Annotated in this window: 26 protein-coding genes and 2 pseudogenes; 17 read left to right on the top strand and 11 right to left on the bottom strand. The window is 57.6% G+C overall.

The genetic code is table 11. The features are described from left to right. Positions 1–72 precede the first annotated feature (72 nt). Complete coding sequence (locus K0F88_RS03380) at positions 73–1,068, top strand: aldo/keto reductase (RefSeq protein WP_219093994.1); 996 nt, start codon at positions 73–75, stop codon at positions 1,066–1,068. 46 nt (positions 1,069–1,114) lie between these two features. Here K0F88_RS03380 and K0F88_RS03375 read toward each other — a convergent pair whose 3' ends face one another. Then, entirely contained in the window at positions 1,115–1,648 is a 534-nt protein-coding gene (locus K0F88_RS03375; protein WP_094467324.1) for a hypothetical protein, read from the bottom strand. Positions 1,649–2,038: 390 nt separating this feature from the next. On the opposite strand from K0F88_RS03375, the pseudogene K0F88_RS32920 reads away from it, so the two are divergent. From K0F88_RS32920 to rarD, 7 genes and pseudogenes are all read left to right on the top strand, one after another. Beyond that, positions 2,039–3,166, top strand: a pseudogene (locus K0F88_RS32920) (cache and HAMP domain-containing protein); the annotation flags it as partial. A gap of 339 nt (positions 3,167–3,505) precedes the next feature. Further along, a pseudogene (locus tag K0F88_RS32915) lies at positions 3,506–4,030 on the top strand (methyl-accepting chemotaxis protein); the annotation flags it as partial. A 170-nt stretch (positions 4,031–4,200) separates the two neighbouring features. Further along, positions 4,201–4,647 carry a DUF411 domain-containing protein gene (locus tag K0F88_RS03365; RefSeq protein ID WP_219093990.1) on the top strand — a complete coding sequence of 149 codons (447 nt, stop codon included), beginning with the start codon at positions 4,201–4,203 and terminating at the stop codon, positions 4,645–4,647. After that, positions 4,647–5,081, top strand: a complete 435-nt coding sequence (locus tag K0F88_RS03360) for a YqaA family protein (RefSeq protein WP_077747751.1) — start codon at positions 4,647–4,649, stop codon at positions 5,079–5,081. The genes K0F88_RS03365 and K0F88_RS03360 overlap by 1 nt, the downstream gene beginning before the upstream one ends. A gap of 85 nt (positions 5,082–5,166) precedes the next feature. Further along, entirely contained in the window at positions 5,167–6,192 is a 1,026-nt protein-coding gene (locus tag K0F88_RS03355; RefSeq protein ID WP_219093988.1) for an alpha/beta fold hydrolase, read from the top strand. A gap of 13 nt (positions 6,193–6,205) precedes the next feature. Next, positions 6,206–7,159 carry a D-2-hydroxyacid dehydrogenase family protein gene (locus K0F88_RS03350; protein ID WP_219093985.1) on the top strand — a complete coding sequence of 318 codons (954 nt, stop codon included), beginning with the start codon at positions 6,206–6,208 and terminating at the stop codon, positions 7,157–7,159. Between the two features lie 110 nt (positions 7,160–7,269). Further along, the gene (gene rarD, locus K0F88_RS03345) at positions 7,270–8,151 is read left to right on the top strand and encodes an EamA family transporter RarD (protein WP_094467319.1); all 882 of its coding nucleotides are present in this window, start codon (positions 7,270–7,272) and stop codon (positions 8,149–8,151) included. Between the two features lie 119 nt (positions 8,152–8,270). Here rarD and hppD read toward each other — a convergent pair whose 3' ends face one another. Together hppD and K0F88_RS03335 are read right to left on the bottom strand one after the other, a co-directional pair. After that, on the bottom strand, positions 8,271–9,347 hold the full coding sequence (hppD, locus tag K0F88_RS03340; protein WP_219093983.1) for a 4-hydroxyphenylpyruvate dioxygenase: 1,077 nt from the start codon (positions 9,345–9,347) through the stop codon (positions 8,271–8,273). A gap of 249 nt (positions 9,348–9,596) precedes the next feature. After that, entirely contained in the window at positions 9,597–10,535 is a 939-nt protein-coding gene (locus tag K0F88_RS03335; RefSeq protein ID WP_094467317.1) for a DMT family transporter, read from the bottom strand. Positions 10,536–10,613: 78 nt separating this feature from the next. Here K0F88_RS03335 and K0F88_RS03330 point away from each other — a divergent pair, with 78 nt between their 5' ends. From K0F88_RS03330 to K0F88_RS03320, 3 genes are all read left to right on the top strand, one after another. After that, on the top strand, positions 10,614–11,486 hold the full coding sequence (locus K0F88_RS03330) for a LysR family transcriptional regulator (RefSeq protein ID WP_094467316.1): 873 nt from the start codon (positions 10,614–10,616) through the stop codon (positions 11,484–11,486). Between the two features lie 115 nt (positions 11,487–11,601). Continuing rightward, positions 11,602–13,134, top strand: a complete 1,533-nt coding sequence (locus K0F88_RS03325) for an EAL domain-containing protein (RefSeq protein WP_219093981.1) — start codon at positions 11,602–11,604, stop codon at positions 13,132–13,134. 233 nt (positions 13,135–13,367) lie between these two features. Further along, positions 13,368–13,730, top strand: a complete 363-nt coding sequence (locus K0F88_RS03320; protein ID WP_077747869.1) for a histone-like nucleoid-structuring protein, MvaT/MvaU family — start codon at positions 13,368–13,370, stop codon at positions 13,728–13,730. Between the two features lie 177 nt (positions 13,731–13,907). On the opposite strand, the gene K0F88_RS03315 is transcribed toward K0F88_RS03320, so the two are convergent. Next, positions 13,908–14,432, bottom strand: a complete 525-nt coding sequence (locus K0F88_RS03315; RefSeq protein ID WP_094467314.1) for a DUF4946 domain-containing protein — start codon at positions 14,430–14,432, stop codon at positions 13,908–13,910. A 145-nt stretch (positions 14,433–14,577) separates the two neighbouring features. Here K0F88_RS03315 and gloA point away from each other — a divergent pair, with 145 nt between their 5' ends. Further along, positions 14,578–15,099 (top strand): lactoylglutathione lyase, encoded by a 522-nt coding sequence (gene gloA / locus K0F88_RS03310; RefSeq protein ID WP_219093979.1) that lies wholly within the window; start codon positions 14,578–14,580, stop codon positions 15,097–15,099. A gap of 89 nt (positions 15,100–15,188) precedes the next feature. On the opposite strand, the gene ahpF is transcribed toward gloA, so the two are convergent. The 3 genes from ahpF to K0F88_RS03295 form a co-directional block, all read right to left on the bottom strand. Next, positions 15,189–16,751 (bottom strand): alkyl hydroperoxide reductase subunit F, encoded by a 1,563-nt coding sequence (gene ahpF / locus K0F88_RS03305; RefSeq protein ID WP_219093977.1) that lies wholly within the window; start codon positions 16,749–16,751, stop codon positions 15,189–15,191. 122 nt (positions 16,752–16,873) lie between these two features. Then, positions 16,874–17,437, bottom strand: coding sequence for an alkyl hydroperoxide reductase subunit C (gene ahpC / locus K0F88_RS03300; RefSeq protein WP_010460707.1), 564 nt, complete (start codon positions 17,435–17,437; stop codon positions 16,874–16,876). Positions 17,438–17,587: 150 nt separating this feature from the next. Then, entirely contained in the window at positions 17,588–18,526 is a 939-nt protein-coding gene (locus K0F88_RS03295) for a site-specific integrase (RefSeq protein WP_219093975.1), read from the bottom strand. 178 nt (positions 18,527–18,704) lie between these two features. Between K0F88_RS03295 and K0F88_RS03290 the strand changes: the two genes are divergently transcribed. Next, entirely contained in the window at positions 18,705–19,724 is a 1,020-nt protein-coding gene (locus K0F88_RS03290; RefSeq protein ID WP_219093973.1) for a DNA-binding protein, read from the top strand. Here the strand turns inward: K0F88_RS03290 and gorA are convergent. Both gorA and galU read right to left on the bottom strand, forming a co-directional pair. Continuing rightward, on the bottom strand, positions 19,721–21,079 hold the full coding sequence (gene gorA / locus K0F88_RS03285) for a glutathione-disulfide reductase (RefSeq protein WP_219093971.1): 1,359 nt from the start codon (positions 21,077–21,079) through the stop codon (positions 19,721–19,723). The genes K0F88_RS03290 and gorA overlap by 4 nt on opposite strands. 130 nt (positions 21,080–21,209) lie before the next feature. Beyond that, positions 21,210–22,049: a UTP--glucose-1-phosphate uridylyltransferase GalU gene (galU, locus tag K0F88_RS03280; protein ID WP_010460715.1), complete on the bottom strand. Its 840-nt coding sequence runs from the start codon at positions 22,047–22,049 to the stop codon at positions 21,210–21,212. 258 nt (positions 22,050–22,307) lie between these two features. Here galU and K0F88_RS03275 point away from each other — a divergent pair, with 258 nt between their 5' ends. Further along, positions 22,308–22,496, top strand: a complete 189-nt coding sequence (locus tag K0F88_RS03275) for a hypothetical protein (protein WP_094467303.1) — start codon at positions 22,308–22,310, stop codon at positions 22,494–22,496. A 139-nt stretch (positions 22,497–22,635) separates the two neighbouring features. Next, positions 22,636–22,917, top strand: coding sequence for a hypothetical protein (locus K0F88_RS03270; RefSeq protein ID WP_094467302.1), 282 nt, complete (start codon positions 22,636–22,638; stop codon positions 22,915–22,917). An 11-nt stretch (positions 22,918–22,928) separates the two neighbouring features. On the opposite strand, the gene K0F88_RS03265 is transcribed toward K0F88_RS03270, so the two are convergent. Both K0F88_RS03265 and K0F88_RS03260 read right to left on the bottom strand, forming a co-directional pair. Beyond that, complete coding sequence (locus K0F88_RS03265) at positions 22,929–23,159, bottom strand: hypothetical protein (RefSeq protein WP_094467301.1); 231 nt, start codon at positions 23,157–23,159, stop codon at positions 22,929–22,931. Between the two features lie 72 nt (positions 23,160–23,231). Then, positions 23,232–23,588 (bottom strand): hypothetical protein, encoded by a 357-nt coding sequence (locus K0F88_RS03260; RefSeq protein ID WP_094467300.1) that lies wholly within the window; start codon positions 23,586–23,588, stop codon positions 23,232–23,234. Positions 23,589–23,800: 212 nt separating this feature from the next. On the opposite strand from K0F88_RS03260, the gene K0F88_RS03255 reads away from it, so the two are divergent. After that, a complete protein-coding gene (locus tag K0F88_RS03255; protein WP_007946189.1) occupies positions 23,801–24,103 on the top strand; it encodes a DUF1883 domain-containing protein in 303 nt (100 codons plus the stop codon). A gap of 29 nt (positions 24,104–24,132) precedes the next feature. Further along, a complete protein-coding gene (locus tag K0F88_RS03250; RefSeq protein WP_094467298.1) occupies positions 24,133–24,309 on the top strand; it encodes a hypothetical protein in 177 nt (58 codons plus the stop codon). The last annotated feature ends 81 nt before the right edge of the window (positions 24,310–24,390 follow it).

Genomic DNA, 24,390 nt, shown 5'->3' with positions numbered 1-24,390 from the left:
GCAGTTTTAGCCGGTTTATCTGGGTTCTGTCGAGGTCAACACTAGGGGCTTACACCACAGGGAGTTGATTTCATGCAAACACGTCAATTGGGCAAAAACGGCCCGCAGGTTTCTGCCATCGGGTTGGGCTGCATGGGCATGACCGATTTCTATACGACCGGTGTCGATACCCGCGAAGCCATCGCCACCTTGCATCGGGCGCTGGAATTGGGGATCAACCTGCTCGACACCGCTGACATGTACGGCCCGCACACCAATGAAGAATTGATCGGCAAGGCCATCATCGGCAAGCGCGAGCAGGTGTTCCTGGCCAGCAAGTTCGGCATCGTCCGCGATCCGTCCAACCCCGGTGCCCGGGGCGTCAACGGCCGACCGGACTACATTCGCGCGTCGATCGACGGCACGCTCAAACGACTGGGCGTTGAAACCCTGGATTTGTACTACCAGCACCGGATCGACCCGCAGGTGGCCATCGAGGAAACCGTCGGCGCCATGGCCGATTTGGTCAAAGCCGGCAAGGTGCGTTTTCTGGGTTTGAGTGAGGCGTCAGTGGCCACGCTGGAACGGGCGCACAAGGTTCATCCGATCAGCGCCCTGCAAAGTGAGTATTCGCTGTGGAGTCGCGATCAGGAAGAGAACGGTTGCCTGGCCGCGTGCCAGCGCCTGGGCGTTGCCTTCGTCCCTTACAGTCCATTGGGACGCGGTTTTCTGACGGGAGCACTGACAAGCCCGGATGACTTCGCCGCCGATGATTACCGTCGCTTCAGCCCGCGTTTTCAAGGGGAAAATTTTGCAAAAAACCTGTTGCTGGTGCAGCAAGTGCAGGCCTTGGCAGCCGACAAAGGCGTGACGGCAGGTCAATTGGCGTTGGCCTGGGTGCTGGCGCAGGGTGACTACCTGATTCCGATTCCAGGAACCAAACAGCGTAAATACCTTGAAGAGAATGTCGCCGCACTTGAGGTGAAGCTCAGCCGCGACGAATTGCACGCGCTGGAAGCGATCTTCCCGGCCAATGCCACCGCAGGCTTGCGCTATCCAGAGGAAGTGATGAAGTTGCTTGACCGATAACCGACGCCTGGCCCACCCGCGCTGAGTGGGCCAGCACTACCGAGCGTCAGGCCTTGGAGCTGACGCCACCATCGGTAGGAGGCACCGTCGTCCCATTGCCCTTGCCGTAAGTCTGCAAGTTCTGCAATACGTAGATCGCTGTCTTGTACTCCGGGATCAGGCCAGTGGCGTACTTGTCGCCTCTGATGCTGTTGTTCTGGATGGTGTCCAGTTGCGTGGCGAAATACTCCAGCGCATTGAATTTTGCATCCGGGTCATTCTGAACCCCGAACCGGTCAAACTTGTCACCGGCATTCATTAACGTCATCCACGTGGTATCGGAAATCAGGCCTTTACCTCTAAGGAAGGCACTGAGGTTGCCCAGTTGTTTGGCGGAGACATTTTCCGGGTCGAAACCTTTTACGTTTCGGTGGATTTTCATTGCATCCATTTTCGCCGTGCTCAGCGCGTTTGGATTGGTCCCCACCAGGGCCAGCATCTGCTTGATCCTGGCGCTTTGTTTTATGGGCTTGCCGCTGCCCGTATCCTGAACCAGTAAACCTGCCTTGGACGTCCAAGCCCCGGCATAGCCGATAGTCATGACTGCGCTCCCGACTGCGTGAACATAAATAACTCCTTGTTTAACTCGAATTCAGAGCGCGCAAGTATCGGCGTGGCAACTAGCCATACCTACAACTATTTCCGGTTTTTACAATTTTCGTACATTTAAGATACAAAGCACTAAGCTCCCTGTTTCATTGGCCTAGACCAACTTTTCACTCTAAGTCTGCACAACTAATCTGGTTCATCGTGCGTGCTGGTCCGTGCATTTGTATCGACATTGAGACCTTTCAAGACCTGACCGTCCGTCACTCTCCCCCCTTTTTGGACGTTCGTACCTAAAGCTCGCCTGTTGCAGGCCGATAGCCCTTCGAAGCGCCGATCTTTTGATCGAAAACCACAATAAAAACGCTGCACAAGGACCGGTCCCATGCCCGCATTCCGTACCATCCAGGCTCGCTACACGCTGTTTCTGGTCCTGTTTATCCTGCTGTTGTTCATCCTGACGGTGGTCGGCATCAGCCAGTTGGTTGCCCCTAAACTTCGCCATACCGAAGAACAAGTAGCCCTCAACCGCATCGCCGAAGTCGCCGAGCAGATCCAGGGCGAATTGAACAAGGTTCAAGCGCAACAGCGCAGCATCACCCAAACCATTCCGTTGCTCGACAGCGCCGCCATCGACACGGTGCTGCCAGGCCTGGTCGATCAGTACGGCGAGTTGAAAGTGTTCGGAGGCGGTATCTGGCCGTTACCCGGCCAGCGTGAGGCCGGGCGCAACAAGTTCAGCACCTTCTGGCACCGCGACGCCTCGGGCAAGCTGGCGGTCAATACGTTCTGGAACAGTGACGCCGCTCCCAACTATTACGACCAGACCTGGTACAAGGGCGGCATGCAAACCCCGCGCGGCCAATGCGCCTGGGCCGCTGCCTATAAAGATGACGCCAGCGCCGAGCCACGGACCAACTGCGCCATGGCCATTCAGAAAAATGGCTCGGCGTATGGCGTCTCGACCATCGACGTGACCTTGGGCTTCTTCAATGACTTGATCGCGCGCAAGGAAAAAGACCTCGGCGCCGAAATGCTGATCGTCGAAGCCGACGGCAAGATCATCAGCAACAGCTCGCGGATCAGTGGGCCGATCGTGCTGAAGAACATCAGTGAGCTGGCCGGCAACTCGCCGTTCGCCAGTCAAGTGAAGGCCGGCCTGCAAAACCGTGATCAGTCGCAGCGGGTCGAGTTCGACAACAACGGTGAAGCCAACACCTTCTTCATGCGCCCGATCGAAGGCACGCCATGGTTCCTAGCCACGGCCCTGCCGACCACGCTGATCACCGCCCAACGTGACGATGTGCTCAGCACACTGAGCCTGCTGCAAATCCCGATGGTGATCCTGCTGGTGTTGCTGCAGATCTACGCGATTCGCCAACTGATCCAGCGGATGAAAATCCTCAAAGCCAACATCGACGCCCTGTCCGCTGGCGATGCCGACCTGACCAAGCGCATCACCATCCGCGCCGAAGACGAACTGGGCGCCATCGGCCACTCGGTCAACGCCTTCATCATTTACCTGCAGAACATGATCGGCGAAGTCACCCAGGCCACCGGAGCCATGGCGTCCAGCCTGGACAACCTGCAGCGGACTTCCGCCCACACCAGCCAGATTCTGGTGCGTCATGCGTCTGAAACCGATCAGACGGTCACGGCGATCACCGAAATGAGTTCGACCGCCGACAGCGTCGCGCAGAACGCCGCTGAAACGGCGGCTTTCACTCAGCGCGCCAATGAAAACGCCGACCGTTCACGGGTCGTGGTCGGTGAGGCGTCCAGCAGCGTGATCGCCTTGATCGATGAAGTGGCAAGCGCCACCCATAAAGTCGAAAGCATGCAGGAGGATGCGCAACGCATCACCGAGATTCTCGGGGTGATTGGCGCCATTGCCGGGCAGACCAACTTGCTGGCGCTCAACGCCGCGATCGAAGCGGCCCGGGCCGGTGAGCAAGGTCGCGGTTTCGCAGTCGTCGCCGATGAAGTCCGCGCCCTCGCCGCCCGCACGCAGGCCAGCACTTCGCAAATCAATGAAATGCTCAAGCGCCTGACCCAAGGCGTGAGTTCGTCTGTCACCGCGATGGAAAATACCCAGGCCAGTTGCCAGTCTGCGGCCGATGCCACGGCGCGGGTCAACACGGGGCTGGATGAGATGGCCGGCTCGGTCAGCCATATCAACAGCCTGAGTACACAGATCGCTACCGCCGCCGAGCAGCAAAGCGCGGTGACCGAAGAGATCAACCGCAGCATGGTGCAGATCCGGCACATGGTGGATGAGCTGGTGAAGAGCGGCCAGGCCAGCGAGCTCAATACCCAACAACTGCTGCAAGCCAATGCGCGTGTCAGCTCGATCATGGGGCGGTTCAAGGTGCGTTGACCGCTGCTGAATGACACAAGCTCCCTGTGGCGGGGAGCTTGATCTGTGAGGAGCTTTTGTGGCGAGGGGGCTTGGCGTACCTGTATTACTTCGAAACAACCTCGTATCTCTTCGCCGCAAAAAATGGTCAAAATGCATCTTTTTGGCCGCAACCCGAGACGAGATTCCCCATGCGAAACCACCTGCGTCTGGTCGCCCTGAGCGCCCTTTTTATCTCCTCCCTGGCTCAGGCCGCCGACCTGGTCCCGATCGAAGTCCACCGTGACGCCAACTGCGGTTGCTGCAAAAAATGGATCAGCCACCTCGAGGCCAACGGCTTCAAGGTTGAAGACCACGTCGAATCCAACATGAGCGAATTCAAGCAGCAGCACGGCGTGCCTCCACGCCTGGCGTCCTGCCACACCGGCCTGATCAACGGCAAATTCGTCGAAGGCCATGTTCCAGCGGATCAGGTGCTGGCCTTGAGCAAACGTGATGACTTGCTGGGTGTTGCGGCGCCGGGTATGCCCATGGGTTCGCCCGGCATGGAAATGGACGGCATGAGCGATGCCTGGCAAGTGATCGGCCTGAAAAAGGACGGCACTGACGTGGTGGTGGCGGACTACCCGGCCCATTGATCGGCGGCGCCTACATCGGGCTGTTTTTCGCGGCATTTGGTGCCGCGACCCTGCTGCCGTTGCAATCCGAAGCGTTGCTCGTCGGGCTGTTGCTCAGCGAACAGTATTGGCTATGGTTGCTGCTGGCCGTCGCGACGCTGGGTAATGTCCTCGGTTCAGTGGTGAATTGGTGGCTCGGCTGTCGCATCGAGCGGTTTCGAGACCGCCGCTGGTTTCCGGTCAGCCCGCGCCATCTGGAACAGGCCCGAAAACACTATCAACGCTATGGTCATTGGTCATTGCTGCTGAGTTGGGTGCCGATCATCGGTGACCCGCTGACGCTGGTGGCCGGCGTCATGCGCGAGCCGCTTGGGCGGTTCCTGCTGATCGTGACCCTCGCCAAAGGTGCACGTTATGGCGTGCTGGCCCTGGCCACGCTGGGCTGGATCGGTTGAACGATCGGCGGCGGCGATTGCCTGTGTTTAATGTCGCCCTAATCATGCCGATCCAGCATCGGCGGGTTTTCTATGGAGTTCCCCCATGTCCCTTCCCCTTTCCCGCTGGCTGCCCGGCCTGTTTCTGACCGCTGCACTGCCTGTTCTGGCTCATGCCGAAGGCCCGGAATACGGGCCGGAACTGCAAGGGTTCGAGTACCCCTATACGGTCAAGCATTTCGCGTTCGAGTCCCAGGGAAAATCCCTGCAAATGGGTTACATGGACGTCGCCGCCCACGGCAAGGCCAACGGGCGCAGCGTGGTGTTGATGCACGGCAAAAACTTCTGCGGCGCCACGTGGGACAGTTCGATCAAAGCCCTGAGCGAAGCCGGTTACCGGGTGATTGCGCCGGACCAGATCGGTTTCTGCACCTCCAGTAAACCGGACAACTATCAGTACACGTTCCAGCAACTGGCGACCAATACCCAGCAACTGCTCAAAGCCCTTGGCATCCAGAAGTCCAGCGTGCTCGGGCACTCCACCGGCGGCATGCTCGCCACGCGCTATGCGCTGCAATACCCCGATCAGGTCGAACAACTGGCGCTGGTCAATCCCATTGGCCTGGAAGACTGGAAAGCCCTTGGCGTGCCCTATCGCACCGTCGATCAATGGTACGAGCGCGAACTCAAGCTCAGCGCCGACGGCATCCGCACCTATGAACGCAACACCTATTACGGTGGCCGCTGGAAGCCTGAATTCGACCGTTGGGTCGATATGCTTGCCGGCCTGAACAAAGGCCCGGGGCACACGCAAGTGGCCTGGAACTCAGCGTTGATCTACGACATGATCTTCACCCAGCCGGTGTACTACGAGTTCAAGGACTTGAAGATGCCGACGCTGTTGCTGATCGGCACGTCCGACACCACGGCCATCGGCAGTGACATTGCCTCCCCGGAGGCCAAGGCCAGGCTCGGTCATTACGACGTGCTCGGCAAGCAAGTGGCAAAACTGATTCCGCAGTCCACACTGGTTGAATTCCCCGGCATGGGCCACGCGCCGCAGATGGAAGAACCGGCGAAATTCCACCAGGCATTGCTCGACTGGCTGAACAAAACCAATCCCGTGCGTTGATGAGGTAAGGCTGATGGCGGTGCAGATTGCGGTGATCGATGATTGGCAGGACGTGGCCCGTGACGTGGTCGACTGGTCCGTGCTGGACAGCCTCGGCGAGGTGAGCTTTATCCATGATTACCCCGCCGACAACGCAACCTTGGCGGAGCGTCTGGGTAAATTCGAAGTGATCTGTGTGATGCGCGAACGCACCCGGTTCGATGAAGACCTGCTGCGCCAGTTGCCGACTCTCAAGCTGCTGGTCACCGGCGGCATGCGCAATGCCGCGCTGGACCTCAAGGCCGCTGCAGCACTGGGCATCCAGGTCAGTGGCACCGACAGCTACAAGCACGCCGCACCGGAACTGACCTGGGCGTTGATTATGGCGGCGACCCGCAATCTCGTGGTCGAAGCCAATGCCTTGCGCGCCGGGAAATGGCAGCAAGGCCTGGGTGGCGACTTGCACGGCAAGACGCTGGCGATCCTCGGCCTTGGCAGCATCGGCCAACGTGTCGCGCAGTTCGGTCAGGTGTTCGGGATGCGCGTGATCGCGTGGAGCGAAAACCTCACCGCCGAACGTGCCGCAGAAGTAGGCGTGACCTATGTCAGCAAGCAGGAACTGTTCGAGCAGGCCGATGTGCTGTCGGTTCATCTGGTGCTCAGCGATCGCAGCCGGGGATTGGTCGACGCCCAGGCGCTGGACTTGATGAAACCCACGGCGCTGCTGGTCAACACCGCTCGCGGACCGATTGTCGATGAGGCTGCGCTGATCAAGGCGTTGCAGAAGAATCGGCTGGCGGGGGCGGCGCTGGATGTGTTCGACGTGGAACCACTGCCGCTAAATCATCCGTTCAGAACGCTGGACAACGTGTTGGCGACGCCGCATGTCGGGTATGTCAGTCAACAGAACTACCATCAGTTCTTTTCGCAAATGATCGAGGACATTCAAGCGTGGTCGGCGGGTGAGCCGATGCGCCTTCTGAGCTAGGATTACAGCGCCGTTCTCTCACCCGATCGATGTTGATCAGTTAGTCAATACTGAACGCGAAAACCACGTATCCTCTGCGCCCGTTTCACGTCCAACCTCGCGAGGGCAGTTTGTCTAAAGGTATCGCTTTATCGGTCTCGGCCTCGGTGCTGTTTGCCGTCATGTATTACTACACCTCGCTGCTCACCCCCTTGAGCGGCGTGGAGATTTTCGGCTGGCGCATGCTGCTGACCGTACCGTGCATGACCGTGTTCATGGTCGCTTCAGGTGAATGGAAACGCGTGGTCGAGATTTTTCGGCGCATCGCCGGGAATCGGAAACTGATCGCCGGCCTGATCGCCTCCTCCGCCCTGCTCGGCGTGCAGCTTTGGCTGTTCATGTGGGCGCCGCTCAACGGCTACAGCCTGGATGTGTCGCTCGGCTATTTCCTGTTGCCGCTGACCATGGTGCTGACCGGGCGGATCGCCTATGGCGAGCGCCTCTCGTATCTGCAAAAAATCGCCGTGGTACTGGCCTGTCTTGGCGTGATCAACGAGGTGTATCAGGTCGGTGGTTTTTCCTGGGCAACCTTGCTGGTCTGCATCGGCTATCCGCTGTATTTCATCCTGCGCAAGCGCCTGGCCGCCGACAACCTTGGCGGTTTATGGCTGGACATGGCGTTGACGCTGCCGGTGGCGTTCTGGTTCGTGCAGAGTGGCGAACAGGGTTTCGGCGTGTTTGATCAACACCCGTGGCTGTCGCTGCTGATCCCGATACTCGGGGTGATCAGCGCGTCGGCGCTGGTGGTCTACATCATCGCCAGCCGATTGTTGCCGTTCAGTCTGTTCGGGCTGTTGAGTTATGTAGAACCGGTGTTGTTGCTGGGCGTTGCGTTGCTGCTTGGGGAAAGCATCAAGCCCGGGGAATGGTTGACCTATATTCCGATCTGGCTGGCGGTGGTTGTATTGGTGTTTGAAGGGTTCAAGCACCTGGTCCGGCATCGCAAACCTTAAGCCCTACACAAAACCAAATGTGGGAGCGGGCTTGCTCGCGAAGGCGTCGTTTCAGTCAACTCAGATGTTGAAAGAACAATTGCATTCGCGAGCAAGCCCGCTCCCACAGGTGTAGCGGCTTACTCGGTGGCGAGTACGCCACGACGAACCTGATCACGCTCGATCGATTCGAACAGTGCCTTGAAGTTGCCTTCGCCGAAACCATCGTCGCCTTTACGCTGGATGAATTCGAAGAACACCGGGCCCATCAGGGTTTCCGAGAAGATCTGCAGCAGCAGACGCTTGTCGCCCGACTCGGACGAACCGTCCAGCAGGATCCCACGCGATTGCAGCTGATCGACCGGCTCGCCGTGGTTCGGCAGGCGGCCTTCGAGCATTTCGTAGTAGGTTTCCGGTGGTGCGGTCATGAAGCGCATGCCGATGCTTTTCAGGTGATCCCAGGTCTTGATCAGGTCATCGCTGAGGAAGGCCACGTGCTGGATGCCCTCACCGTTGAACTGCATCAGGAACTCTTCGATCTGCCCGGCGCCCTTGGACGACTCTTCGTTCAGCGGGATGCGGATCATGCCGTCCGGCGCAGTCATGGCCTTGGAGGTCAGGCCGGTGTATTCGCCTTTGATGTCGAAGTAACGGATCTCACGGAAGTTGAACAGCTTCTCGTAGAAGTTGGCCCAGTACGCCATGCGACCGCGATACACGTTGTGGGTCAGGTGATCGATGATTTTCAGACCGGCGCCAACCGGGTTGCGGTCAACGCCTTCGATGAACACGAAGTCGATGTCGTAGATCGAGCTGCCTTCGCCAAAACGGTCGATCAGGTACAGCGGCGCGCCGCCAATGCCTTTGATCGCCGGCAGGTTCAGTTCCATCGGCCCGGTTTCGATGTGGATCGGCTGGGCGCCGATTTCCAGCGCACGCTTGTAGGCCAGTTGCGAATCCTTGACGCGGAACGCCATGCCACACACCGACGGGCCATGCTCGGCCGCGAAGTACGAAGCAACACTGTGCGGTTCGTTGTTGAGGATCAGGTTGATCTGGCCCTGGCGATACAGGTGCACGTCTTTGGAGCGGTGGGTCGCGACCTTGGTGAAGCCCATGATCTCGAAGATCGGCTCCAGGGTGTTCGGGGTCGGCGATGCAAGCTCGATGAATTCAAAGCCCATCAGGCCCATTGGGTTTTCGTATAAATCTGCCATTTTGGCGCCTCATCATTTTTTAGAATTAACGGAACGTTAGTTGCTAAGAATGCTGAAGCCGGCGGGTGGCGCGCAGGAGATGCCCCGCACGCTGCGGGCGAGGAAGTCACCGTAGATCAATTGAAACCCGAAACTTTTCATTGTCGACCCAAGGCTGAGGCGGGCGAGGCTTCTGCTGGCAGAAGACGATTATTATTGTATGCGTAACCCGATTCTACACAGCGTAAATAGGTTTGTCCGCCTTCTGTATCAAATCCCCTTTTTCCCTGCTCGCGCAAGGGGTTTGTTGCACAGGAAAATCCCCGCGAGAATCAGCCCACCTCCCAGGCACATCACCAGCGTCAAGTGTTCACCTAATAACAGCGCACCAAGGATCACGGCGGTCAGCGGATTCAGGGCAATGAACACCCCCGAACGCGTAGCGCCGATCTGGCGAATACCATCGTAATAGGCAATGTAGGCCAGCGCCGAGCCCAAGACGCCCAGGTACATCAAGCTCATCCATTGCTGCGGACCGAGGCTGATGAGCGCGCTGACACTCAGCTCCCCCCGTATCGCACTTGCCACCCACAGCATCAGGGTGCCGAGCAGAATCGAATACGTCACCGTCTGTACCGGCCCCAGCGAGTGGTTCAAGTCTTTGGAGAACAACGAGTAAATCCCCCAGCCGAGCACGCAGCCGAAAATCAGCAGGTCACCGATCCAGGCGTCGGCGTTGCCGGCCAGCAACTGCGGGTTGCGGCTGACGATCACCAGGCTCGCCCCGGCGATGCACACCGTGACGCCGATGACTTTCTCCCGGCTCAAGCGCTCCTTGAACAGCAGCCACGACGCCAGCCCGATCACGGCGGGGTTCAGCGCCACAATCAATGACGCCCGCGACGCATTGATGTAATGCAGTCCATAAAAGAAGCACAGGTTGTAGAAGAAGATGCCGAAGAACCCCAACAGCGCCAGTTGCAGCCACTGCCTGGGGCTCGGCTTCACCAGTGGCACGCGGGCCAGCAGCAAAAACAGCAGCAATGCCACGCTGGCCAAGAGGAATCGCAGGCTGGCGGCGAACAATGGGCTGAGGCTGTCCGCGAGAAACCGGCCGGCCACGAACGTCCCGCCCCAGATCATGGTGACAGCGGCGAGTTTCAAGTAAACCGGTATGTCCGATGAGGTTGTTTGCGCATAAGCATTCATGAGGCGTAAGGACTTCAGTCAGGGTAGATGACGTATCATTCGACTAATGCACGATCATCGTAAAATGAGTAAAGACTCATGACCCTGACACAACTCGAGATTTTTTCACTGGTCGCCGAACTGCGTGGTTTCACGGCGGCGGCCAACCGGCTGGGGATTTCCCAATCGGCGGTGTCGCATGCCTTGAAGTCGCTGGAACAGGAATTGGGGGTTGAGTTATTCCGGCGCCACCAGTCCCAAGTCGAACCGAGCGACATCGGTCTACAGCTCTTATTGCGCGCCCGGGCCATGCTCGGGTTGGCCAACACCTTGCGCCAGGAAGCGGCCGATGCTCGCGGGATGAAGCGCGGCACCCTGCGCATCGGCTCGTTCGGCCCCACCTCTTCGATCAAACTGCTGCCACAGATCCTGCAGCACTACCGCGCCGCTCATCCCGGTATCGAAGTCCACATCGACGAAGGTCCGGACCGGCAGATTATCCAGTGGCTGGAAGAACGACGAATCGATATCGGTTTCGTGGTGCTGCCCGAAGATCGCTTCGATACCTTCCCGCTGATCGAAGACCGGATGGTCGCGCTGCTGCCCTCCGATCATCCGCTGGCCAGTCGCGACAGCCTGAGTTTAAGCGACTTGTGTCACGACCCGTTCGTGCTGACCGAAGCCGGGTCTTCGGAGCTGGTTTCTCGACTGTTCACGACTGCCCGGCTGACACCGAACATCCGTTATCGCTGCTCGCAGTTGCTCAGCACCCTCGACACCGTAGGCCGAGGCGATGCCCTGACCGTGGTCGCCGAAGGTTCGTTGCCCGATGACAACGACAGCCGCTACGTGAAAAAACCGCTGTCGCCATCCGTCAATCGGCAGGTGGGCCTGGCAGTGCTCGACCAACGTCAATCGTCGCCCGCAACGCTAGCGTTTATCCAACTGGCTTCAAGCCTTGATTATCGTTGAGCGGCATAAGTCCCGACGGCCATCTATCATGCCCACTACCTGAACTCTTTATGGGAGACGTGCCGTTGTCTTCCCAGCATTTGAGAGCCGTATCCCATCGTCACAGGCTTTGCGAATGCCACTGAACGCCAAGACCCACAAACGCGGCAAACGAATGGCTGTAACCCTTCTTAGCGGGGTGCTCCCGGTGCTACTGGGGAGCGTCATTCTCTATATGCAGGCCGAACGTGCACTCAAGCAAAGCACCGAGCTGACGGCCGAAGAAGCCATCCGCCAATTCGAACTGATGCTCGACAGTAACGCCAAGGCCGCTCGGGAACTGCTGCCGCTGGCCGGCCAAAGCTGCAATGACGTCAAATTGGCCCTGCGTGAACAGGTCACCCGCGGTCCATTCGTGCGCGCGACGAATCTGGTGTGGGACGACAGCATTTATTGCAGTTCTTTGTTCGGTGACTACCACGAAAAGCTCAGTGCCGGCGACTACTCCAAAGGCCGGTTGCTGCTGATGAAAGGCAACCTGGTCACGCCTGACACCGCGGTATTGGTGTATCGGCTCGGTGAAGGTAAACAGGGCGCCTTGAGTACGCTGGACGGTTATCACCTGAGCAACGTGCTGCGCATGATTGGTCGCAAGACGATCCTGTTGCTGCAAGTCGGTCCCCACTGGTTATCCGCCGACGGCAAGGTTCACGATGACGCCCTGCCCGCCCCGCCTGTGGCCGAAAGCAAACTGACGTCCACGCGTTATGGCTTTACGGTCGCAGCCGGTTTCCCCGAGGGTGAAACCTGGCGCTACATGAGCAGCGAGTACCCGCCGCTGTTCAGTTTGCTGATCTTCTTCGGCGTGGTATCGAGCGCTATCGGGCATGTACTGCAACAGCGTTCGTCGTCGCCCAGCCACGAAATGCAGCGCGCGTTGGAGGCAGCCGAATTTGTCCCGTACTTTCAGCCCGTGGTGCATGGCGATACTAAAACCTGGTCCGGCGCCGAAGTGTTGATGCGCTGGAATCATCCAAAGGAAGGCCTGGTGCGCCCGGACCTGTTCATTCCGTTTGCCGAGCATTCCGGGTTGATCGTGCCGATGACCCGCTCATTGATGCGACAGACCACGGCGTTGTTGGCACCTGCCGCTGCCTCGTTCGACGGGCCGTTTCACATCGGCATCAACATCACCGCCAGCCACTGCAAGGACCTGGAGCTGGTCGAGGATTGCCGGGAATTTCTCAGTGCCTTTGCGCCGGGCGCCATCAACCTGGTGCTGGAGTTGACCGAGCGCGAACTGATCGAGCCGACGGCCATCACGCACCAATTGTTCGAGCAGCTTCACGCCTTGGGCGTAATGATCGCTATCGACGATTTTGGCACGGGTCACTCAAGCCTTGGTTACCTCCGCCAGTTCAATGTGGACTTCCTGAAAATCGATCAGAGTTTTGTCGCCATGATCGGCGTTGACGCGCTTTCCCGGCACATTCTGGACAGCATTATCGAACTGTCGGCCAAGCTTGATCTGGGGATCGTCGCCGAAGGCGTGGAAACCGAGGAGCAAAGTGACTATCTGGCCGCACACGGCGTGAACTTTCTGCAAGGTTATTTGTTCGGTCGACCGATGCCCGGTGCCGAATTCATTAATGCATTAAGGCGTCATTAACCTGCGGTTTTACGCGACGAGGCAACGAAGCAGCGCACCAAATTGAATCAAAAGACTACTGTAGTTACATGAAGAAAAAGACATGATTTACTCTTGGCCAATTAACTACTACAATTTTTCATGCCTGTGCAAGATTGGCAGGTGAGCCACTATCACCGAGTCGCTTCAAGGCTCTTGGCTTATAGCTTTGTTTGCGGTTGGTATCAGCCAAACACACTATTGGAGTAATGAATTTGTCCAGACTCGCTGAATTTCGTGCCGCTGAAAAGGCCCTTCAAGAACAGCTCAAGCAGCTGGAATCGCTGAAGAATGATGCCGGGCTCAAGAAAGAAATCGAATTCGAAGAAAAGCTCCAGGGGCTGATGAAAACCTACGGCAAAAGCCTGCGCGACATCATCGCCATCCTCGATCCGAACCCGGCAAAATCCGGTCTGCAGGCAGCAGCCCCTAAAACCCGCCGCGCTCGTGTGGTCAAGGTTTATCACAACCCGCACACCGGTGAGCTGATTGAAACCAAGGGCGGCAACCACCGCGGCCTGAAAGCCTGGAAGGAACAGTACGGTGCCGCTACCGTAGATTCCTGGCTGCGAGGCTAAGCACTCGCGGTGATAAAAAAAGCCCTGCCAATGCAGGGCTTTTTTTATGGACGGCCTCTAAACGCAACGAGGGGAGTCGTTCAACTCGCTACTTACCGACTAAACTTTATGCTTAATCCGTTTGGGTATCTAAAGATTTCAAATCGCGCTGAAATCTGCAGTCACGCAAACCCTCAACTAAAGTTTCAAGCTGTTACGAGCCGCCGCAATTTCATCCTCACTTGCCTTATAAGCCTCAGCCTGCCCCGCGTAGGAAAGAACATAGGCCTTATCGGCATCCACTGCCGCGACCAATGTTTGCGACAGCACATGTCGACCATTCTGTGTAATCGTGCAGGTAGTTTCCAATCCCGATAAGCGGCTCAAGGGCGCTGGATGAATTTTGTTGCAGACACTTTGATAGCCGCCTTGAAAGAAGTCCTTCTGCACCGACTTGCGCATTTCCAGCAACACACCCTCCAGATTGACCTGATGACCGCTTTCTACTTGAGTCATGGTCAATTCCATCACCATGACCGGCGTGCCGCCCTGGTCGACTTTCACCGCGCGCTGCCGGGAAACCCCTGGTTTGGCATCATCTTGCGGAATGGCTTCGACCTCCCAGCCGTTCGGCCAGGTCACCACCGGTGCATCCGCATGAGCGCTGGTAACACCTGACAGCAGGCAGAACAGGACGAAGGTCGATTTACAGAATCGGATCATTGCAATGAGCACTCACGGATTGAACCGTAAAGTCTGAGCCTCACCCGTCTGTCAGGCAATAGCCGACGGTTTGGGTTTGGTGATGTCAGAGCCCTTGCGTATCATTGTCGCCATTCGTTAGCCCCACTTATTTTCCGGAGGGCCCATGAGCCTGCACGAATTGAACACTTTCCCCGGCGTGACTGCTCAACCTGACACCGCCACCCAGAAGTTCGTCTTCAACCACACCATGCTGCGGGTCAAGGACATCACCAAGTCCCTGGATTTCTACACGCGCATCCTGGGTTTTTCGCTGGTGGAAAAACGCGACTTCCCGGAAGCCGAATTCAGTCTGTATTTCCTGGCGCTGGTTGATAAAAACCAGATTCCGGCCGACGCTGCCGCCCGTACCGAATGGATGAAATCGATCCCCGGTATTCTCGAACTGACCCACAACCACGGCACCGAGAACGACGCGGATTTCGCCTACCACAACGGCAACACCGACCCGCGCGGCTTCGGCCATATCTGCATCTCCGTGCCGGACATCCGAGCGGCTTGCGAACGTTTCGAAGCGCTGGGCTGCGATTTCCAGAAACGCCTGAACGACGGGCGCATGAAGAGCCTGGCGTTCATCAAGGACCCGGATGCTTACTGGGTTGAAATCATCCAGCCAGCTCCGCTCTAAGCCCCACCACACATCCCACATTGGGAATGTGTGAAGCACAAAAAACCCCATGATCGCTCATGGGGTTTTTGTGTTTTCAGCGTTGGCGTTTAAGCCGGCGCGGAGGTGCGGATCAGGTGATCGAATGCGCTCAGCGAAGCCTTGGCGCCCTCACCCACTGCAATCACGATCTGCTTGTACGGCACGGTGGTAACGTCACCGGCAGCGAACACGCCAGGCATCGACGTTTCACCACGGGCATCGACGATGATCTCGCCGCGAGGCGACAGCTCGATGGTGCCTTTGAGCCAATCGGTGTTAGGCAACAAACCGATCTGCACAAAGATCCCTTCCAGATCGACAGTCCGTGACTCGTCAGACTGGCGGTCCTTGTAACGCAGGCCATTGACCTTCTGACCGTCGCCCAACACTTCAGTGGTTTGTGCACTGGTGATCACGGTGACGTTCGGCAGGCTGTGCAACTTGCGTTGCAAGACCGCGTCGGCGCGCAGTTGTACGTCAAACTCCAGCAACGTGACGTGAGACACGATGCCCGCCAGGTCGATGGCCGCTTCGACGCCGGAGTTACCGCCGCCAATCACCGCCACGCGTTTGCCTTTGAACAGCGGACCGTCGCAGTGCGGGCAGTACGCCACGCCTTTGTTGCGGTATTGCTGCTCGCCCGGGACGTTCATTTCACGCCACCGCGCACCGGTTGCGAGGATCACAGTTTTGGCTTTCAAGGTCGCGCCGCTGGCGAAGTGGACTTCGTGCAGCTCGCCGTTCTTGCCCGGCACCAGTTTGTCGGCGCGTTGCAGGTTCATGATGTCGACGTCGTATTGCTTGACGTGTTCTTCCAGCGCCACCGCCAGTTTCGGGCCTTCCGTTTCCTGCACGGAGATGAAGTTTTCGATGGCCATGGTGTCGAGCACCTGCCCACCGAAACGCTCAGCCGCCACACCGGTGCGAATGCCTTTACGCGCAGCGTAGATCGCTGCCGAAGCACCGGCTGGGCCACCGCCGACGACCAATACGTCAAAGGCTTCCTTGGCGCTGATTTTCTCGGCCTGGCGCTCGATGCCGCTGGTGTCGATCTTGGCGAGGATTTCTTCAAGGCCCATGCGGCCCTGGCCGAAGTTCACGCCGTTGAGGTAAATGCTTGGCACGGCCATGATCTGACGATCATCGACTTCGGCCTGGAACAACGCGCCGTCGATGGCGACGTGGCGGATGTTCGGGTTCAGCACCGCCATCAGGTTCAGCGCCTGGACCACGTCCGGGCAGTTCTGGCAGGACAGCGAGAAGTAGGTCTCGAAGCTGAACTCACCTTTGAGCGAACGGATCTGTTCGATCACTTCAACACTGGCCTTCGAAGGGTGGCCGCCCACTTGCAGCAAGGCCAGCACCAACGAAGTGAATTCATGGCCCATCGGGATGCCGGCAAAGCGCAGGCTGATATCGGCACCCGGGCGGTTGATCGAGAACGATGGTTTACGTGCATCGTCACCGTTATCGAGCAAAGTAATCTGGCTGGAAAGACTGGCAACGTCTTTCAGGAGTTCGAGCATTTCCTGGGATTTCGCACCGTCGTCGAGGGAGGCAACGATCTCGATCGGCTGGGTGACCCGTTCCAGGTATGACTTCAACTGGGCTTTAAGAGTGGCGTCCAACATACGGGCGATTTCCTTTTTGAATTCGTAAAAAAACGCCCGAGCGAATTTCGCCCGGGCGTTTTTTGAGGGCGGTTGCAGCTTACTTAGGTGCGGATACCCGCCCTGATGATGCTTTCACAGACTTAGATCTTGCCGACCAGGTCCAGGGACGGAGCCAGAGTGGCCTCGCCTTCTTTCCACTTGGCTGGGCAAACCTGGCCTGGGTGAGCAGCGACGTACTGGGCAGCCTTGATTTTGCGCAGCAGCTCGGAAGCGTCACGGCCAACGCCGCCATCGTTCAGTTCAACGATTTTGATCTGGCCTTCAGGGTTGATCACGAAGGTGCCACGGTCAGCCAGGCCTGCGTCTTCGATCAGCACGTCGAAGTTGCGGGAGATGGCGTGAGTCGGGTCGCCGATCATGGTGTACTGGATTTTGCCAATGGCTGGCGAAGTGTTGTGCCAGGCAGCGTGGGCAAAGTGGGTGTCGGTGGAAACGCTGTAGATCTCGACGCCCAGTTTCTGGAACGCGTCGTAGTTGTCAGCCAGGTCTTCCAGTTCGGTCGGGCAAACGAAGGTGAAGTCGGCTGGGTAGAAGAACACGACAGACCACTTGCCTTTCAGGTCAGCGTCCGACACTTTTACGAAGTCGCCATTTTTGAAGGCGTCAGCTTTGAACGGTTTAACTTGGCTGTTGATGATAGGCATCGATGACTCTCCGTCAGGGTTGAAAAGTTTGGTTGAGAAGTTGATGGGGTGAATCCTACCCACTCGATCGCCGCCTGGCTCATTGGCAAAGCTCATGCTGCTGATTGGTTTTCGCTATTAGCAGACAGTATTAATAGAAGAAAACGGTATCTAGCGCGCCACTGGCTTCTCGGCGACTCGGGCCATTCCGAGAAACGGGCTGGCTTCAACATAGCGCATGGCTGACTTCACATCCTTCCAACCCACATAACTCATCAACGATTTCAGATCCCAACCACTCTGATGGGCCCAACTGGCAAAACCGCGTCGCAGGGAATGGCTGGTGTAGTGGTCGGCCGAAATGCCGGCCCGTTCCAGGGCCTGGCGCAGCAAAGGGATCACGCTGTTAGCGTGCAAGCCCTCCTCGCTCAAATGGCCCCAGCGGTCGATTCCGCGAAACACCGGCCCACGGACCAGCGCAGCTTCCGTGACCCATTGGATGTAGGCGTTCACCGGGCAGAGGCGCTGCAGGGCCGGGGTCTGGTAAGTCTTGCCGAGGTTCTCGCGATCGCTCTTGCTGCGTGGCAGGTAGAGGTTGATGCCTGAGCCGGCGCTCGCCTGCACGTGTTCGATCTGTACGCGGCACAACTCATCACTGCGAAAGCCACGCCAGAAGCCCAGCAAGATCAGCGCAGTGTCGCGTCTGGCGCGAAGCAATCCCGGCTGATCGTTTTGCGCCCTGGCGGTTTGCGCCTCCTGTTCCAGCCATGCCACCACTTGCTCCAGATGCTGAAGTTGCAATGGCTCAGCCTGTTTCTCCTGGGCGGGGTGCAACGCCCTTATACCCTTGAAGACCTTGCGCACCACCGGCGACTTGGTGGGGTCGGCGAAACCCTGGCTGTTATGCCACTGCGCCAGCGCGGACAAGCGCAGCTTCAACGTATTGATCGACAGCACCCCCGCATGGGCCACCAGGTAGCGCGCCACGCTGTCACTCGTCGCCGGCAGGAAACCACCCCAATTGACTTCGAAGTGTTCGATAGCCGCCCGGTAGCTGCGGCGCGTGTTGTCGCGGGTGGCGGCTTGCAGGTAGCGATCCAGATCAGTCATGGGCTCATCTCTCGAAAATTTACCGCTTTGGTGAAGTAAAACCTGTAACGCGGCGTATCACACGGGGTAATACCAGTATATCCCGCATGAATAACTTACATTTTTTATCTTTTTATTGATGATGGTACACTGCGTACTTTAGTGGCATGTACCACAGTACGAAATCGTAGGAGAACACATGGCTCGTGGCGGCGTAAATAAAGCGGTGGTGCAGGCGGCACGGTTGGCAATCCTCGCCCGTGGCGAAAACCCCAGCATCGATGCAGTACGGATTGAGATGGGCAATACCGGCTCAAAAACCACCATTCACCGCTATTTGAAGGAGTTGGACGATGGTGGCGAACGCGTCGAGACGCCTTCGGAACCCATCGATGACGAGATCGCCGGCTTGGTCTCGCGCTTGGCGCAACGCCTGAAGGAACAGGCGCAAGAACCCATCGAACAGGCACGCACGCAGTTCGATCAGCAACGAAAAGAACTGGAAATCCAGCTGACTGAAGCCCGGCAAGCCAACACTGAACTGCACCAGCAATACGAAATTCAAAGCCTGGCGCTGACTCAAGAGTCCGAAGCGCTGCACGAAACCCGCTCCATGCTGCAGACCGAGCAAACCCGCAACGCCGGACTGAAACAGGCGCTGGCCGATTTCGAACTGCGCTTGCAAGACAAGGATGAGCAAATCCGCTCACTGGAAGAAAAGCACCTGCACGCACGCGATGCGCTGGAACACTATCGCAACGCCGTCAAGGAACAGCGCGAGCAGGAACAGAGCCGCCACGAGGGCCAGGTGCAGCAGATTCAGATGGAATTGCGCCAAGCCCAGCAAAGCGCCTTGGTGCGTCAGGACGAGATCACTCAATTGCACCGCGACAACGAGCGCTTGCTCACCGAGAATCGTGGAACACTGCGCGAACTGGGGCTGCTGCAAGAGCAACTCAAACACACCCACAGCCGCCAGGATCAACTGCTGGAGCAGGTCAACCGCATCGACAGTGAACGCACCCTCCTCCAGGAACGCTTGCGTGCCGCGCTGCTGGAAAGTCAGTCGCTCAAGCAAAGCGTCGACGAGCAGTCGCAGTTAAACAAAGCGCTGGAAATCGATTTGCTCAAGACCCGGGCGAGCCTCGATGAAAGCCTGCGCCTGGCCGCTGTCATTGCAACAGCGCCAGACACATCAGAGCGCGAAAAGAACGATTAACCGGCAACCGGTGTGCGCATGGTGACGAACTCTTCGGCGGCAGTAGGATGCACGCCGATGGTTTCGTCGAAATCGCGCTTGGTCGCGCCAGCCTTCAAGGCAATCGCCAAGCCCTGAACAATCTCACCGGCATCCGGCCCAACCATGTGGCAACCCAAAACCTTGTCGGTCTTGGCATCGACCACCAGCTTCATCAGCGTGCGCTCCTGGCACTCGGTCAGGGTCAACTTCATCGGCCGGAAACGGCTTTCGAAAATCTGCACCTCGTGGCCAGCTTCGCGCGCGTCTTCCTCGCTCAAGCCGACAGTGCCAATGTTCGGCAGGCTGAACACGGCGGTCGGGATCATCTTGTAATCCACCGGACGATATTGCTCAGGCTTGAACAAGCGACGCGCCACGGCCATGCCCTCAGCCAGAGCGACAGGGGTCAGCTGGACACGGCCGATCACATCACCAAGCGCCAGGATCGACGGCTCCGCAGTCTGGTACTGATCATCGACCTCGACGAAACCTTTCTTGTCGAGTTTGACGCCGGTGTTTTCCAGCCCGAGGTTGTCGAGCATCGGCCGGCGACCAGTGGCGTAAAACACACAATCCGCCTCCAGCTCGCGACCGTCCTTGAGCGTCACCTTCAGGCTGCCATCGGACTGTTTGTCGATGCGCTCGATGTCGGAATTGAATTGCAGGTTCATGCCGCGCTTGGTCAGCTCCTCTTGCAAATGCTTGCGCACCGCACCGTCGAAGCCTCGCAGGAACAGCTCGCCGCGATACACCAACGTGGTGTCGGCACCCAGCCCGTGGAAGATTCCGGCGAATTCGACAGCGATGTAACCGCCGCCCACCACCAGAACGCGCTTGGGCAGCTCTTTGAGGAAAAACGCCTGGTTGGAACTTATCGCGTGTTCGTGCCCCGGAATCTCCGGAATCTGCGGCCAGCCGCCGGTAGCAATCAGGATGTTCTTGGCGGTGTGGCGCTCGCCATTGATTTCGACCGTGTTCGGGTCGACGATTTTGGCGTGGCCTTCATGCAAGGTCACACCGCTGTTGACCAGCAAGTTGCGATAAATGCCATTCAGGCGATTGATCTCGCGATCCTTGTTGGCAATCAGCGTTGCCCAATCAAACTTCGCTTCACCCAACGTCCAGCCAAAGCCCGAAGACTGCTCGAAGTCTTCGGCGAAGTGCGCGCCGTAGACCAGCAATTTCTTCGGCACGCAGCCGACGTTCACGCACGTACCACCCAGGTAACGGCTTTCGGCTACGGCCACTTTCGCACCAAAACCAGCCGAAAAACGTGCCGCCCGTACACCGCCGGAACCGGCGCCAATCACATAAAGGTCAAAATCGTAGGCCATTTTCAATCTCCTCGGCAGGCAACCAGCATAACCGCAGGTGTCCGTTGGGCAAGCGTTGCAAGCGATATGGGGGCGGAAAATGAAAAAGCCACCCGAAGGTGGCTTTTCAATACAAGCAGGTCAAACGCTATCAGTAAGCCTTGCCAGTCTTGTAGAAGTTCTCGAAGCAGAAGTTCGTCGCGTCGATGTAGCCTTCAGCGCCACCGCAGTCGAAACGCTTGCCTTTGAACTTGTAAGCCATGACGCAGCCGTTCTGGGCTTGCTTCATCAAGGCGTCGGTGATCTGGATTTCACCACCCTTGCCTGGCTCGGTCTGTTCGATCAGGTCGAAGATGTCCGGGGTCAGGATGTAACGGCCGATGATCGCCAGGTTCGACGGTGCATCTTCAGGTTTTGGCTTCTCGACCATGCTGTGAACACGGTAGATGTCGTCCCGGATCATCTCACCGGCAATCACGCCGTACTTGTGAGTTTCTTGCGGGTCGACTTCCTGGATGGCAACGATCGAGCAGCGGAACTGCTTGTACAGCTTGACCATCTGGGTCAGGACGCCGTCGCCTTCGAGGTTGACGCACAAGTCATCCGCCAGGACCACGGCGAACGGTTCGTCGCCGATCAGTGGGCGACCGGTCAGAATCGCGTGGCCCAGGCCTTTCATTTCGGTTTGGCGGGTGTAGGAGAACGAGCAGTTGTCGAGCAGCTTGCGGATACCGACCAGGTACTTCTCTTTGTCGGTGCCTTTGATCTGGTTTTCCAGCTCGTAGCTGATGTCGAAGTGGTCTTCCAGGGCGCGTTTGCCGCGACCGGTGACGATGGAGATTTCAGTCAAACCAGCGTCCAGTGCTTCTTCGACGCCGTACTGGATCAGTGGCTTGTTTACCACCGGCAGCATTTCTTTGGGCATGGCTTTAGTCGCTGGCAGGAAGCGAGTACCGTAACCGGCTGCTGGGAACAAGCATTTCTTGATCATATAAGTCCTTGAAAGGGCTGTGTGTACGAGTTTCGGCGCAGTCTAATCAGGCGGCGTGCACCTTACAATGCCCCGCGCTGGCTAACCGATGCCATCATAGAGAAATATTCCAGCGGATAGTTCCATCCAGATTTTTGCGCGGTCAAATCAGCGTAGCTCAAAGAGGCCGACAAACTGGACCACCATACGCTTATCGCCCCCCAATGCGAGCATTTGCCGGTATCATGGCGACTTTGAACCAGTGAACGAGACAGATAGATGACCGTAGCAAAAATCATCAACGGGTACACGGTCGACAAAGGAAAAGATGGCCAGTGGCACATTACCGCCGCGAATGGCGAAGATGTTTCCGGGCCGTTACCCAGCGAAGCGATGGCGATTGAAGTGGCGTCGGTGCTCGACTACACACCCCCCGCGCCGAAGCGACGCGGCAAGAGTCAGGACTGATCTCCTGCGGCATACGCAGAGCCCTGCCATCCAGCAGGGCTTTTTTATGGCCGGGTGCAAACAAGTGGCCATTCGCTATAACCTTTTGATGCCTGCGCTGTCACAGGCTTAGCCCCATCATCCTGACGACGACAACGACATGACTAAATTTTTGCCCCTGATTGCAATCCTGGCCCTGAGCGGCTGCGCCACTTCCGAGAAAATGTACCTGAACAACGGAGAGCAAGGTCTGGAAATCGACTGTTCCGGCGAAGCCAATTCCTGGGCCACGTGCTATGAAAAGGCCGATGCCTCTTGCGCGGGCACCGGCTACCGGATCGTCGGTACCGACGGAACGCCTTCCACCAAGGAAAGCGACAAAACCCTGGGGGTCGATGTCGGCAACTTCAAGAACCGCAGTGTCGTGGTGGTCTGCAAGTAGGGCGCCCTGCCCTACATGTGAATTTCCGCAAATTTGATTCCGAGACCACGCACGGTCTCGATCAAATCGTCGAGACGAGCAAACGATTCGACCTCGTCGTTATCATCCACCAGAAAATAGCTGCGCCCGGCGCTTTTCTTGAAAAACACGATCCATTCCCCCGGGTTCGCGGGATTTTGAATGACGTGGGTGGCAGAGATCAGTCCCTCTGCATGGCATTCCCGTAAATGTTCTCGCTTCATGCTCGACTCCAGAAAAGACAATGCCGCCAAAGCATGACTTTGACGGCATCGGTGTAAACGGTGGCCAGTCTATCAGCCGGAAATGCAGGCATTGGCGGCTTTTTGCACGTCTTTAGGACGCACCGGCACATTGGACATACGCTCGTGCAGCTTGATAGCACTGCCACCCGAACGGTCTTCGATGTCGAATACGGCTGCCGGGGCCGACGAGAATTTCGCCGGTACGATCACGCGCATCCCATCCTTGTGTGACTCCAGTTGCAGGGCGCCACGACTGTCGGCCAGTTTTTCAACCAGGCATTGCGCGTATTCATTGGGCTTTTTGCCTGAGATCACGTTCATGGTAGGCAGCGTCTCGTTAATCTCCGAGACACTCGCACAGCCACTCACTACCAATGCCAACGGCAAGGCCAACACACCCCACTTCATACAAAACCTCCGATAAAGACCCTCCGACAGCACAAATGCTGATTTTCTCCGAGGCTCGCTGCGTTTATCGCTCATAGAATTCCGAATAACTGTTTTTAATTGTCAAAGCGAACCTCGACGACCGGATAATAACCTGTTCGGGCTGATAAACTGCGCCAATCGCCCATGCTATCGTTTTGATTTTGTAGAAAAAGCCCTTCTGGAGGCGCCTCATGAAATTTATCCACCAGCGCGAGCACCTCAACGAAGACGACATCGTCGTCATCCAGTGCTCCCAAACATGCAACATCCGCTTGATGAACGACGCCAACTTCCGCAGCTTCAAGAACGGCGGTCGTCACACTTACCACGGCGGTGCGTTCGATACTTTCCCGGCCCGGATTACCGCGCCGAGCACCGGTTTCTGGAACATCACCATCGACACGGTCAACCGCCGGCCGATCAGCGTGACCCGCAAACCGACCCTGACACACTCGATCAAGATCATCCGTCGCTCCAGCACGAAACTGAGCTGAGCCACGTTCCCACACGAATAAAAGCAGGTATGACCGTGGCCCAAACGACCAAGTACGTCATCAAATACAAGCTCAACGGCGAACGCCGCTTCGAATTTGCCCAGCTCGAAAAAGGCACTGAAGAAGAAGCCAAGGCCGCGCTGGACGCCATTCATGGTTCGAGCGAAGACGTCATCAGCGACATCGCCGTCAGCAAAGCGCTGTAACGCGACACGGCACCCGGAGCAACAACAAGGACGTCATGCTCCGCGCCCGTTTTGAATTCGACCGCAAGCGCCGGAGTGTTC

The organism is Pseudomonas sp. UMAB-40 (genome assembly GCF_900095275.1).
In the GTDB taxonomy this organism is placed as follows: Bacteria; Pseudomonadota; Gammaproteobacteria; order Pseudomonadales; family Pseudomonadaceae; genus Aquipseudomonas; species Aquipseudomonas mandelii_B.
This window is presented reverse-complemented; position numbering and strand designations above follow the sequence as displayed.